The organism is Leptospira ainlahdjerensis (genome assembly GCF_016919175.1).
GTDB classification, from domain to species: Bacteria; Spirochaetota; Leptospiria; order Leptospirales; family Leptospiraceae; genus Leptospira; species Leptospira ainlahdjerensis.
Genome location: NZ_JAFFPU010000044.1, coordinates 201,253 through 214,024, shown reverse-complemented (window position 1 = coordinate 214,024; position 12,772 = coordinate 201,253). Strand labels below are relative to the sequence as shown.

General features: G+C 39.8%; 11 protein-coding genes. 6 read left to right on the top strand and 5 right to left on the bottom strand.

The window, feature by feature from the left end:
* Positions 1-60: 60 nt before the first annotated feature.
* Positions 61-1,659, bottom strand: coding sequence for an EAL domain-containing protein (locus JWG45_RS13435; RefSeq protein WP_205280187.1), 1,599 nt, complete (start codon positions 1,657-1,659; stop codon positions 61-63).
* A gap of 890 nt (positions 1,660-2,549) precedes the next feature.
* Here JWG45_RS13435 and JWG45_RS13430 point away from each other — a divergent pair.
* The gene (locus tag JWG45_RS13430; RefSeq protein ID WP_205280186.1) at positions 2,550-3,659 is read left to right on the top strand and encodes an AraC family transcriptional regulator; all 1,110 of its coding nucleotides are present in this window, start codon (positions 2,550-2,552) and stop codon (positions 3,657-3,659) included.
* A gap of 249 nt (positions 3,660-3,908) precedes the next feature.
* Entirely contained in the window at positions 3,909-5,057 is a 1,149-nt protein-coding gene (locus tag JWG45_RS13425; protein ID WP_205280185.1) for a helix-turn-helix domain-containing protein, read from the top strand.
* Between the two features lie 994 nt (positions 5,058-6,051).
* Here JWG45_RS13425 and JWG45_RS13420 read toward each other — a convergent pair.
* Together JWG45_RS13420 and JWG45_RS13415 are read right to left on the bottom strand one after the other, a co-directional pair.
* Positions 6,052-7,554 (bottom strand): sensor domain-containing diguanylate cyclase, encoded by a 1,503-nt coding sequence (locus JWG45_RS13420; protein ID WP_205280238.1) that lies wholly within the window; start codon positions 7,552-7,554, stop codon positions 6,052-6,054.
* 892 nt (positions 7,555-8,446) lie between these two features.
* Complete coding sequence (locus JWG45_RS13415; RefSeq protein WP_205280184.1) at positions 8,447-9,061, bottom strand: hypothetical protein; 615 nt, start codon at positions 9,059-9,061, stop codon at positions 8,447-8,449.
* A gap of 529 nt (positions 9,062-9,590) precedes the next feature.
* Here JWG45_RS13415 and JWG45_RS13410 point away from each other — a divergent pair.
* The 4 genes from JWG45_RS13410 to JWG45_RS13395 are packed head-to-tail and all read left to right on the top strand — an operon-like array spanning position 9,591 to position 11,354.
* Complete coding sequence (locus JWG45_RS13410) at positions 9,591-9,950, top strand: ArsR/SmtB family transcription factor (RefSeq protein WP_205280183.1); 360 nt, start codon at positions 9,591-9,593, stop codon at positions 9,948-9,950.
* Positions 9,947-10,477, top strand: coding sequence for an SRPBCC family protein (locus JWG45_RS13405; protein WP_232380680.1), 531 nt, complete (start codon positions 9,947-9,949; stop codon positions 10,475-10,477). Before JWG45_RS13410 ends, JWG45_RS13405 begins: the two co-directional genes overlap by 4 nt.
* On the top strand, positions 10,474-10,905 hold the full coding sequence (locus JWG45_RS13400) for a hypothetical protein (protein WP_205280182.1): 432 nt from the start codon (positions 10,474-10,476) through the stop codon (positions 10,903-10,905). The genes JWG45_RS13405 and JWG45_RS13400 overlap by 4 nt, the downstream gene beginning before the upstream one ends.
* Positions 10,902-11,354, top strand: a complete 453-nt coding sequence (locus JWG45_RS13395; protein ID WP_205280181.1) for a VOC family protein — start codon at positions 10,902-10,904, stop codon at positions 11,352-11,354. The genes JWG45_RS13400 and JWG45_RS13395 overlap by 4 nt, the downstream gene beginning before the upstream one ends.
* A 4-nt stretch (positions 11,355-11,358) precedes the next feature.
* Here the strand turns inward: JWG45_RS13395 and JWG45_RS13390 are convergent, their stop codons facing one another.
* Both JWG45_RS13390 and JWG45_RS13385 read right to left on the bottom strand, forming a co-directional pair.
* On the bottom strand, positions 11,359-11,850 hold the full coding sequence (locus JWG45_RS13390; RefSeq protein WP_205280180.1) for a TPM domain-containing protein: 492 nt from the start codon (positions 11,848-11,850) through the stop codon (positions 11,359-11,361).
* A gap of 141 nt (positions 11,851-11,991) precedes the next feature.
* Entirely contained in the window at positions 11,992-12,705 is a 714-nt protein-coding gene (locus JWG45_RS13385; protein ID WP_205280179.1) for a glycoside hydrolase family 25 protein, read from the bottom strand.
* Positions 12,706-12,772: the final 67 nt, after the last annotated feature.

The following is a 12,772-nucleotide window of genomic DNA, read 5'->3' as shown; positions in this document are numbered from 1 at the left end:
CAGATACTTTTCTCGGTTTTAGTATCCTTTTTAGATTGCCCATTGCATTCCTGATTTTTTTCACTTCACATCCGAAAGAGTAAGAAACGGAAGATCGTAAAGATTGGAAGGTTTCCCATAAAGAAATCCCTGCAGATAATTTGCGCCGCAATCGATTGCAATTTTTTCCAAGGTCGTGTTTTCGATTCCTTCAAAGACGGTCTTTTTACCCAGAGAAAGTAAAACCTGCGAGATCGCCCTGAGAACACTCCTTTTGCTCGCATTGGAATCGGTCCCCAAGATCAAACTCTTATCTAATTTTACGTAATCGCTTTCGATCTTTTCAATCCTTGAAAAGTTAGAATTCCCCACCCCAAAATCATCGATCGCAATTTGAAAACCGAATTTTCGCAAGATGGACATTTGTTCTATGATCAGAGGTGTCTCTTCATAACGGCTCTCCGTAATTTCCAAGATGACCGAAGGCGGAGGAAGATTTAAGTTAGAAAAATAGAATATAAGATTGTCCGCAAATTCCGGATTCTTGAGCTGAAACGGAGACACATTGATCGAACAAATAAAGTTCGAAGACGGATTCTTCCGTTTCAATTCCGTAAAATCTCGAAGCGCTTTGTGAATCACCCAGGATCCGATGGAACTGATCAAACCCGATTCTTCTGCAAGAGGAATGAAAATATCGGGGCTGATCATTCCTTTTTCGGTTTGATTCCAGCGAGAAAGGGCTTCCAAAGAATGCAAGGTTCTCGTATCCGCGGAGAGAATCGGCTGATACTGAAGAAAAAGTTCTTTTTTGTGAACCGAATTTCTCAAGGACAAATACGTTGCGATCATCTGAGAAGAATCGTTCTGACTTTCCGTCGCATAACGACTGAAAGGATATTCGATGACTTGATTTAAGTTGTTTCTAAGTCCCCGAAGAATCTGGAGAGGCGCCGCATTCGGTTCCGCAGTGTGATATCCGCCGATAGAAAGTTTGAGATGGAATTCATATCCTTCCACTTGAATCGTATTTTTCATATAGGAAATCAAACTCGATGGAATCCAATTGATATCCACATCTGGCTTATTGATCTGGTAGGAAAAGAAAATCTGATTTGTCGAAACTCGAAAGCCTAAATTTTGAGAATTCGTGATCGTTAGAAATTCTGCGTGTAAATCCAAAAAAACGGCCTCATAGATCTGATTCTCAAATTGATGCAAAAAGGGATGATTGTAAATTTCGATATTTACGAGATAAAAATAGGTACTCTGCAATTTGAGAGAACGGAGTAAATTGTTTCTCAGAGAACGAAATCTCTGAAGTCGGCTTTTTTCGGAATTGATCGAGGCCTGTGTCGTAGACTCAATATGGACCAAAACTACCTTACTCTTAGAATTGATTTCAAAATTAACCTTGTAAACTCGATCCAAAGCCGAACGAACGATCAATTGGATCCGACGTTCCCTCCTAACTTTTCGAATCCCGGCTCCGTGTGCATAGAGATTTCCATATTCCAAAAATCTTTCGATCGCTCGTTGCAACTTTGAATCCAACTTCCGAAGGGAATCGTAATCTGCATCCGAATAGAGAAGATCTCCTTCGAAGTTATACAACGCATAACTGTAGGTTCGAGGGTCGAGATCGCGATCCAAAGGAACATCATGAAATCGAGAAAGCATTCTGAAATTTTACAGTAATCTACGTCTCTTTCCTTTCACTTTATAACCTAAGGAATACGCAAATCAAAAATGAGCATCACTCACCGCAAATGTAGAAACTCAAATTTTCTATTTTTTGAATGGGCCTTCAGTAATTTTTGTTTGGATTTTTATAGAATCCGAGAAGTTTCTTTTTAAAATTCATAGTTTTATTTTTTTGTCAAAACTGTCCTTTGAAAACTGACCTAATTCTTCTATATTTAAATTTTCTTTCCAAAATATAAATTGAAGTCAGATTTATTTTTGAATTTCAGTAAGAATCAATAAATTCCCAAAGAATCGGATTCTTCTTACAAATATTTTTGGAAAACTAATTCCCGCTAAAATTATAAATTTTCGCGCAAGACAATTTGGATTTTGAAGAATCTTTTTTTACCATTTGAATTGCAGTTTTTGGAATCCGCATCTCCCCTCCTAAAAAAGAAATAATTTTACAGATACGACTTTCTTCGGTTTAAAATATGAACAATCATCATTTAAAAACGCTAGCATGCACATTATAATCAGAACCAACCAAAGTAAATTTCGTGTCGGACGTTTAATTTTTTATTCATAAAAGTATCTGATTCTTACGACAAAAAGTTTGATTCTATATATAAATGTCTCAAATAACAATAATACTTTAATATTCATTTTTTATATTGTAACTTAAAATCAGATCGTAATCTTATTATTTAAAAATAGAATGATCTATTTTTTATAAAATTTGCGAAGAATAAATAGAATTCGTTTTAAAATTTAATTTCTTCTTTTCAAAAATAAGAATTTAATGTATTTTGATTTTATAAAAGATTTGCTTTAGTTTTTCATACAAAGAAATCAAAAAATAACAAAATAGAACATGAAGAGTTATGGTGAATATTGATTTAGATTCATTCTTAAATGAAACGTTTTCGATCAGCCTCATTCGGTTCGGTGCCGGATTTGCTTTGATTCTGGGAATTGGAAATTGGATTCGAGCCAAAAAACAAATCGATCATCTGATATCGTATGTGTTAATTTTAACGGCGGTTTTCCAAGCAATCGATGAAAATAGCCTACGTCTGGTCAGTCATCTCTGGCTTTCCAAGTTCTTATTTCTAATCGATATCATTGCGTTAGCCGCCAGCGGAACCTTCGTTTTTCTCATTTCTTCGATGATTTTCCGTAAATATACGGAACTCCCCCTTTACTATTATTGGAACTTTTTGGGGCCTTTTTTGCTCGCGATTCCGATCGCTACCTTTTACGAGCAGCCGCAGAGCCAAGAACTCTCTATCTTTCTTTTTCTGGCGGATCTTTATGTTTTTGTTTATTTTACGATTGCGATCGTAAACGTTTGGAGGGATCGAGAATATCTCCTCTCCAAAGTAAATTTTAGAATCATCCTTCTTCTCGTGATCGTTATTTCCCTCTGCATTCCGTTAGAAATCGCGGGTATCCTCCTGGAGAACAAATCCTTGATTCTTCTTTCCAGCGTTCACACTACCTTTGTACTGATTTTTTATTATTTTATGACGCTTCTTTTTCCGAAAATGATGGAATTTCCGGAAATCGAACCCAACAAAACCCTGTCGAAACGTTCCCTTCTCCATGACATTGACATTCACGCACTGGAAGAAAAACTCGCGCACATGGTGAAAGAAGAAAGAATTTATCTGGATGAGGAGATCCGACTCCCCGATCTTTCGGAAGAACTGGGTATCTCGGTACATCAACTTTCTTTTTTTCTGAACAATCATTTAGGAATCAATTTTAATAATTACATCAATCGATTTCGAGTGGAAGAAGCCAAATCGATGCTGATCAACGACCCGAATCGTTCGGTGGTTTCCGTTGGAATCGCCGTCGGGTTCAATTCCAATTCTTCTTTTTATAAGGCTTTTTTTAAGGAAACCGGAATGTCTCCGAAACAATTTCGGGAATCACAACCGAGAATCATCCACTATCAATCCATCCATGACGTTCAACTGAAAAACTGAACAACCCTCTTCGAAAATTCCGTTTCCTAGGATTTTCTTACCGAATTTCGATATTCGAATCGGTAAGAAAACCTTCCTAAGTCTATAATTTATAGAATTTATTTCCGATTAAATTAAATTCTAAAATAGAATATTCTTATTTTTATAATTTCAACAATTTCCAATTATATTTGCCGACGCATCCGGGAGCGAAACGCGTTAAACTCTCCTCAAACTCATGCAGGAACATAAAAGAGGAGGTGCATCCCCATGTTTAACTTGAATCTTCTATCGGATATCATGTCATTTGCGGGTTTTTCGGAAGTGAATTTGTTTTACACACACGCGGCTGGAGTTGGGACCGGAATGACCATGGCCATTTCCAGGTTGTACGGAGAAAAAAGAAACGAATTCAGCAAGGCATACGGAACCATCTTATTGAGCGTAAGTGTATTTTTGATGACGAACAACAAAATCCTTTTTCCTCAAGAGACGGATCCGCGGTTGTTGAAAGACCCGGTCGAATTAGGATTTTACTTCGGACTCGTTCTCTACGCGTGTTCTGCGGTTCTCATCTGTGTGAAGTTCCTACTTGGAGAAATGGAAAATCCCTGGTTTTTCTGCAAACGGATGATCGGAATTCTTCCACTGACCATTCTTCTTTCCTTTTTGATTCCGAGTGTCGTTTATATTTGTCTTTGTGATGGAATCGCGATCTGCATCGTACTCTATACCTTCGTCTGGTCTTGTGTTACGATTTACAAAACGCGGAAAGAACGCCAATTCTATCACTTCCCTTTTATCATTTTCCTGATTTCCGTTTCCCTGTTTTTGGATTTTACGGGAACAATTCTGCAATCCACGAAGATACTTTTGTTTTCGGAACTGATACCGGGGATTCTGTTAGCCTACGTAACCTTACTTGAGAGAATCTATCCTTTCCTTTTTCATAAAGTGAATGGAGAATTAAAAGCGGAAGAAATGATAATTGCAAAGGATATTCCAAATGAATCCCCCGGATTTTTCGAAGAGGAAGACTCGGTTCCGGAACCAAGTCGAAACATCTTAGAAGGTGTGGAGTTAAGTAAAATAGAAGAAAGAGTCCAAGCATTCCTACAAATTCGAGGTTATGCGGATGAAGAATTACGACTACCGGACTTCGCTTCCTATCTCGGCCTTTCCACACATCAGGCTTCGTATTATATCAACAAACACATGTCTATGAAGTTCGCCGACTTTCTAAACATGCATCGAATCGAGGACGTAAAGAGAAATCTCAAAAACAAATCTCATATGAATCTTTTACAGATCGCTTTAGAATGTGGATTCAACTCGGCTTCTTCCTTTCATAGAGCTTGCGTAAAATTTACGGGAAAGTCGCCTCGGGAGTTTAGAAAATTGGTCAATTCACAGAACTAAAAATCCTTACAAAAAACCACCGAAACTCTTTTCGAATCGGGTATAAAAAATTCTTTTGATTTTTTATGCCCGACCTCCAACTCTCAAATTCAACGTCGTTCAGCGATTGAAAATCTGTTACAGTTCCTACAAATCCTTTGCTTATTGCATTTTTGTAGGAATTCTTACAAAGAGCCGTTCACTTTTTGTTCCTATTTTTTCACGAGGTTGATCCTTCGATCGTAAAGTGAGGAGTTCCCACGACTTCCGATATTGGGGCAGACCCTGAAATCAAAAAAGAGAAAAGATGAAATCAGAATCCGATTTAAATAAGGTTTCCGGAAAAAATTTCGAAGAATCTCTGAATTGAAATCTAAGTCTTGAAAACGGATTCGTAAAAAAAAATCTATTTGGCTAATGAATGCAAATTAGCCAAATAGATACAGGGATTTCTATGGAGATATAGGAGCTGGTTGCTTTCAAAGTTCCCGTGGAAGGCACTCAAAAAACTGGATTCATTCTAAACTAAATTCAGAAATTTATCTCTTCTCGTTATAAGTTGAATTTAATTACAAGAGCTTATCCCAAGGCCGGAAAGGAGATTTGCAGAAGCTCCTACAAGAGCCTTCCATTTCTCCGTCTTTCGTTTCTCGATACCGCGACATTCGATTGAAAACGGAGGAGTTCCCACGGATCGCACCTTTGAAACGGTTAGAGGGTCTTCCAACAAACCTCTCTTTGTTTCGATGCCAATGAGGAGTTCCCACGGTTTCAGTTCTTGAGACAATACCTAAGATTGGTTTTTAAGAATTCGAAGCCAAATTCCTGGAAGAATGAAAAAGAGTTTTGGGAAAAACAAAGAGGAGCGAAACAAAGAGAAAAAAGTTCGAAAATTGTCTATCAGGTTAACGTTTTACTTCTAACCTGATAGACGAGTACAATAGAGTGAGTTCCCTTCTACACTTTCTATCATAACCCGACGTGGGATTCCGTTCTTTCCAGGATATAATCTGAATCAAAAAGAACGAATCGGATCGAAGGCACAGACTCGATTGCGTCCAGTAGTCTTGGCTCGATACAAGGCTTGATCTGCATGAGAAAAAGATTCTTCCAAACCGTGTTTTCCTCCCCGGCCTTCGGAGATCCCGATACTTACGGTCACCGAATTTCCATTCTGAAGTAAAACTTTCTGCTCCACCTCTTCACGCAAGTGTTCCGCGATATTCATCGAATCTTCCGGATTGGCCCCAAAGAGAAAAATGGCAAACTCTTCCCCGCCCCAGCGACAAACCGCATCCGTCTGTCGAACGCATGAACTCAAAATTTGTGCGACCTTTACAAGAATTCGGTCGCCTTCTTCATGACCATATTGATCGTTTACCGATTTGAAATGATCGATATCCAACATCAAAATCGTCCAGGTCTGACCATGACGACTGCTGATCGCGAGCGATCTCTGAGTTAATTTTAAGAATCCCCTTCGATTTGAAATTCCGGTCAAAGGATCCGTATGTATCAAGGTTGCGATTTGTTCGATAGAAGATCGGAGCTGTAGATACAAAATCAATACTACTGCTAAAGCGCAAACCAGTCCCCAAATCGGCAGTAAACCTCTGATGATGTAAAGAACGAAATCGAACACTTCGATTTTATGAATGAGATAGACCTCGCCCGGCTTTACTTCAAAGGATGCCCAGTAAGTAAGATCCTTTCTGAATAAAGGCTGCGAAAGGGGAATTTCCGGAATTTGAATTTTCTGCAAAGCTCGAAAGTCGTCTTTACCGGTTGTCGCGATTACGTGACGGTGTTCGTCGATGAGCATACTTTCACCAATACCGTCTCCGGTTTCGAGAATTCTTTTCATCATATCCAATCCGATATCAAGCGAAGCGACTCCCATAAATTGACCGCGGTAGTAAACGGGTTCCGCGATCGTGATCATCAATCCCTTTTCATTGATATCTTCGTACAATTCGGTAATAATCTGAAGCCCATCTGGATTCGCCTTCGGTTCGGCTTGAAGCCAAAAAGGTCTCGTATAAAGTTCATCCGTGAATTGAAAATTTGCGGCCTTACCGGTGTTAGGCGTAAAGTAAAGAAATTGCTGCTTCGAAAGATAATACGCCCAGACCACCTCCGGTTGTTTTTCGACCAAGGTCTCAAACTGTCCGCCCAAACTCAAAACCGCTTCGAGCTCTTTTAACAAAGAAGAATTTACTTTTTGAGTGGATCCTACCGCTGTTAACGTACCTGCAAACGCCACGTCTCTTTTAGAACCGTTGTATATTGAAATTCCGAATCGATCCAGATTCGGAAAGTCCTTCATCTTTTTAAGAATTTTGGGATTCGATGGAGAATCTTCGTGGAATATCATATAATCCGTTACCGACAATCCAAGAGCGCGGCTTTGATTGCTCACTTGATGAAGATAGTCCTGTATTGCGCGGGCCCTCATTCCTACGATCCGATAAAGGTCGCTTTCTAACTTTCGAGTCTCATAGATGAGAATTAGAACCATAAAGAGCGGAATGATTGCAAAAAGCAAAAAGAGGATTCTCTTTTTGATTCTTATTTTTTCCCTATCTTTCTGAATTCGATGCTTTCGTAACAACTTTCACACTCCTCGATCTGATTGAGACAAAGGATCTCTTACGTCGAATTGCCTTTTTGCCCGTTAAAAAGAAATAGGAATTCCCTTCGAAAAAGTATCGAATTCGAAAATGAAATATTTGGTTTAGGATCCGCCGATCCAAAGCCAGCGGAAATCAAATCCGTTTTGTAAAACTTTCGTTCCCATTGTATGTCGAATCGACATTTTAATTACCATTAGGATTTGACTTTCAAGTCACAAACACGGCTATAAAATGAAATTAATGCGACCATGTCAAAAACATGGATGTCTTGATGCCGATTATACTTTTTTATAATTACAAATAAAAATTTTCCCAAAGGCAGAGCGTCCTCAGGGAAAAAGGGCAATCCTATCCCACAAATGGGAGAAAGAATCAAGAACGCGATGTTCGTTTGTCTTTTCAGTCGAAGGAGAACAGCCTTTTGTCTGGAAGTAGATTCCGATTTTTTGTTGGAACTCTTACGAAGACTTCAACGTTTTAAATCCGTTCCGCTCCGACGAGAGAGCATGTCCCTCACCCTAAAGTTATTTGGATTCTAAGATCAATCTGTCGGAACTCCGACGCCCTCCGTAAAAGTCGCGCGCCCCGCCCAAATTTCGGGTGGTGGGGAGCGGTGGCGGGAAAAACTCCGGAAACTTTCCTCTATCATAAAATTCTAATTTTGCAAGAAAAAAGTTCCGTGTAGGAACTCCTACAAACCGCACTTCTTAGGACAAATCTCGTTGCGGTTTCTCTCAAATGCGAGTGAGGCTATGCTCATCGAGGGGTTCTTCGCATTTAATTTCCGGTCAATATCTTGTATTCTTTGGGAATTTGAAATTGTTGGAAACGGTTTGTTAGACCGTATATTAGGATTCCTGCAAGAATTATTCCTAAAATCAGAATCCAAACCGATTGTTGAACCGGAGAGACGCCCAAAACCGTCAGTTTCATTTTATTTCTGTGGGCCGCAGCAAGATGTCCAAAGACAGAAATCACGGCCAAAGAATAGTAAGGAATAAAAAAAATACTAAACGGAAATGTATTCAAACCCGCCGCTCCAAAATAGAAATTCGTATCTAAACGCAAAATAAATCGACCCGCCAAAACGGCGCTCAGATGAATGACCAAAAATAAAACGAGATACAACCCGGTTGCGATCTGCACTCGATCGAAAGTTTCGAGATTTTTTTTTCTCTTCCGGATGAATAAACGAATTCCGGAAACGATTTGAGTCAAAACCGCAAGCAAAATCAAGGTCTCTACAAACGGATTTCGATAAACGAAACGTAGCTTCTCCATCACGAATCTATGAACCTCCGGTCCCCAAAAACTTGCGAAGTGATTGAAAAGATGAAATCCGATAAATAACGCGAGTGTTATCCCGGAGAAATAGTGAATTTTTTTGATCATAACAAAGTCCTATTCTTATCCAAAACGGCTTATGAAACCGTTTTTAGGATTTAGAATGAAGACGTTCGACCGAGTCCTTTTGTGACGGAAGAATGCAATCGTAAATCCGATTTCCGATTTTTCTCCGGTGTTGGGCCTGTGGGGCCAATCGTTTCAACATGAACGACAAGTTCAAAGATAATTCCCGAAAGAGATGATTACGGAATTCTTCTCTTTTATTTCACTCGACCGACTTTCCAAATATGATAAAGAAGCGATTTGTTCCATATCGAGCTGAACCCACCTACGCAATGCCCCGCATATCGTAATTCTATAATCGAAATCATTTTACTTAGAAACCCGGACTCTTTTCAAAATTTTGACAAGAGACGATGTCTAATTTCGAATTTCCCGCCCCCTTCTCTTTCAACTCTCTTCGAAGTCATAGTAAAAAAGCTATTTACCGGAATCCCCCTTTTTACTAAAAACTCTTTTCAATCAAAAAAAAGTTGCTATTCATTCTTTATATAACCTAGTAGTTATATAAAGAATGAATTCTAAACTTGAAACTTCCAATCGTCTGGATTCAACGTTTGCCGCTTTAGCCGACCCGACTCGACGAGCAATCCTCGCCCGTTTGGCCTCGGGCGAAACGTCGGTAACGGATTTGGCCAAGCCGTTTGCGATGAGTCAACCCGCAATTTCAAAACATCTGAAAGTATTGGAACAGGCAGGTTTGATTGTAAGAGGTCGGGAAGCTCAAAAAAGACCGAGACAAATTCGTGCGAAACCTCTTGAGGAAGCCTTCGAGTGGTTGGAAAAGTATCGTAAGTTCTGGGAAGGAAGTTTTGAACAACTCGATGTCCTTTTAGAAGAACTCAAAACAAAGAAGAAAAAATTATCGAAATGAATACAATCATTCAGGAGTATAATATGAACATAGCCGGCAATCTGAGACTTGTTCCCAAAGGAGATCTTGAAATCGTGATGACCCGCGAGTTCAACGCCCCCCGTAAGATGGTTTTTGAAACATTCACAAAACCTGAATTTGTGAAACTTTGGCTTTTGGGTCCGCCGGGTTGGTCTATGGACGTCTGTGAAATCGACCTAAAAGTCGGCGGTAAGTATCGTTATCTCTGGAAACACGAAGACGGTAGAGTTATGGGCGTGGGAGGAGTGTATCAAGAAATTCAAAAACCGGAACGAATCGTTCACACGGAAGTTTTCGACGAGTCTTGGTATTCGGGTCAATCTCTGATCACTACCGTTCTGATCGAAAGAGATGGAAAGACGTTTATGACCGCGACTCTGAAATACGAATCTTTGGAAGCGAGAGATTCGGTTATCCATTCGCCGATGGAAGGGGGAGTTGCGATGAGTTACGCAAGACTCGACGAGGTTTTATCTAAGGCAGAAACCCAAGGAGAATTCGAATGAGCGATTCGTTAAAGAATAAAAATTTATATTTTTTTAATATTCTAAAAAGCGCAGGAGCAGTTTTATCGGGACTCGTCACCATTTTTGTCACTTCTCTCGGAACCGATCAAATATTACACGTTTTGAATATTTATCCTCCTTGGGGAGAACCTATGTTCGACAACGGCCTTAACGTACTGGCCTTGTCTTACCGACTCGTCTACGGAGTTTTAGGATGTTATATCACCGCATTTCTCGCCCCTAACCACCCGATGCGTCATGCGCTCATCTTGGGTGGAATCGGTTTGATTCTCAGCGCCATAGGAGTGATCGGAGCGATGAAATACAATCTCGGTCCGATGTGGTATCCGATTTCTCTCGTTCTTACGGGGCCTCCCTCCGCTTGGCTGGGCGGTAGACTCAGAGAAAAACAGGTGAAGGTTCTATGAAAAAAATAACTCCTTTTCTTTGGTTTAACGATAATTTGGGGGAAGCGATCGACTTTTATACTTCTATTTTTAAGAATGCGAAAGTCGAACACAGCTCTAAAAACGGAAACAAGGTGGTGAGTGCGGCCTTTCATCTCGACGGTCAGGACTTCTTGGCTTTGGACGGAGGACCACACTTTACGTTCTCTCCGGCGGTTTCTTTTTTTATCAACTGTGAAACACAGGAAGAGATCGACGAGTTTTGGGAAAAACTTTCCACAGGCGGAGAATCGCAAAGATGCGGTTGGCTCAAGGATAAGTTCGGTCTTTCCTGGCAGATCGTCCCTTCCATACTGGGCCATTTTCTACAAAACGAGAATCGGGAAAAAGCGAATCGAACGATGCAGGCGATGTTGCAAATGAACAAACTCGATATCGAAACACTCCAAAGGGCCTTTGACGGAAATTAGTTTTTTAGTGTATAGAAAACCAATCCACAATGGCCTTGACTCCGTTGGAAACTCCCGGATTCAATTGACCTTGACGAAAGTATGGAATGAAATCCTTTTCGATGATTTCTTTTGCTTCCGAGTTCGACATTCTTTCGGCGGCGATTTTTCCCAATTCGATCCGAATCTTACGATCGCTGAAGGAAATCAAAACTACGATCCCATATTCGGAAAACGAAGGATCACTTTGGGCGTATTTTTGAAAATATTTTACCGCGTATTCTTCCTCCGTAAGATTATCGAGTAACGCGACAATGACGACTTCCAATCGAAGTTTCGTATCCAGATAGAGAGAATTACAAAGAAGATTGATGTTCGATTTTGTTTCCGCAGAAAGTTTATTCGCATAGTCGTGAGCGCAATCCGCCTTTAAAATTTTTTGAATTCCGCTATAAATGGAAAACGAAGACGTAAAATATAAAACTAAAAATAAGACCAAGAAAATTCTAAATTTCATTACTTACACAACAAAGAACGCCCTTTTTTTTTATTTATTTTTTGTAGATTCCATTTTGTAAATATTTGCTAACTTATAAAATGTCTTTTAAGAAGTCACTCTTCCTGAAACGCAGAATGTTCTATAATATACGTCGAACATTCAATTTTTCGAAAATAATTCTTCTAAACTGCCGTTCCACACATTCAAATCGACGTAACCCTCGACGCCGGAAATTCTTCCCCGATTCTTATATTGCCATAAAGACCAACGGATATCCGAGAACGTATTCGGATGTTTGTAAATATCTCGAATCCAAATCGGATGTCCGAAGAATTCTTCACCCAGATACTGATCTATAAATTCGAAAGTTAAATATAAAATCGTTTTTTTGCCGTAGTAAAAATCGACTCGGTCCAAAAAGTCTCGGATTTCATTTTGAACGTTCTGCAGTTTCGACCTTTCCTTACAATTTCCGGTAAACTCAAGATCGATCACGGGTGGGAGTGAATTCGGTTCTTTTGGAACCCGTTTCATAAAATTCTCAGCTTGTTCGATTCCGGTTTTGCAGAGAGTAAAAAAATGATAAGCTCCTACGGGAAATCCAGCGCCTCTCGCCTCTTTCCAATTTGTCCGAAAAAAAGGATCCTGAAATTCGGCTCCTTCCGTGGCCTTGAGATAAACAAAGGAAACTTCCGATTTCGGAACAAGATTCCAATCGATCTTTCCTTGATGATGGGAAACGTCGATTCCTCGAATCGGATATTTTTGTTCGGAAGGATATACAAACCAGATTCTTCCTGAATCCAGAGCTTTGTATGCGCCAAACAAAAGCCCGACGATCCAAAGAATTGTGAACGGGATTTTTAGTTTCATTCTGATGATTCGCTCGTTTCCCTCATTGATCGATCGTTTTCGCGTATTTTTGTAAACGTTTTGGATC

Excerpts from the sequence above, each read along its gene's own strand:
- JWG45_RS13410 (WP_205280183.1), top strand. The coding sequence starts at position 9,591 with ATGAATTCTAAACTTGAAACTTCCAATCGTCTGGATTCAACGTTTGCC.
- JWG45_RS13425 (WP_205280185.1), top strand. The coding sequence starts at position 3,909 with ATGTTTAACTTGAATCTTCTATCGGATATCATGTCATTTGCGGGTTTT.
- JWG45_RS13430 (WP_205280186.1), top strand. The coding sequence starts at position 2,550 with ATGGTGAATATTGATTTAGATTCATTCTTAAATGAAACGTTTTCGATC.
- JWG45_RS13405 (WP_232380680.1), top strand. The coding sequence starts at position 9,947 with ATGAATACAATCATTCAGGAGTATAATATGAACATAGCCGGCAATCTG.
- JWG45_RS13415 (WP_205280184.1), bottom strand. The coding sequence starts at position 9,061 with ATGATCAAAAAAATTCACTATTTCTCCGGGATAACACTCGCGTTATTT.
- JWG45_RS13435 (WP_205280187.1), bottom strand. The coding sequence starts at position 1,659 with ATGCTTTCTCGATTTCATGATGTTCCTTTGGATCGCGATCTCGACCCT.
- JWG45_RS13400 (WP_205280182.1), top strand. The coding sequence starts at position 10,474 with ATGAGCGATTCGTTAAAGAATAAAAATTTATATTTTTTTAATATTCTA.
- JWG45_RS13390 (WP_205280180.1), bottom strand. The coding sequence starts at position 11,850 with ATGAAATTTAGAATTTTCTTGGTCTTATTTTTAGTTTTATATTTTACG.
- JWG45_RS13395 (WP_205280181.1), top strand. The coding sequence starts at position 10,902 with ATGAAAAAAATAACTCCTTTTCTTTGGTTTAACGATAATTTGGGGGAA.
- JWG45_RS13420 (WP_205280238.1), bottom strand. The coding sequence starts at position 7,554 with ATGGTTCTAATTCTCATCTATGAGACTCGAAAGTTAGAAAGCGACCTT.
- JWG45_RS13385 (WP_205280179.1), bottom strand. The coding sequence starts at position 12,705 with ATGAAACTAAAAATCCCGTTCACAATTCTTTGGATCGTCGGGCTTTTG.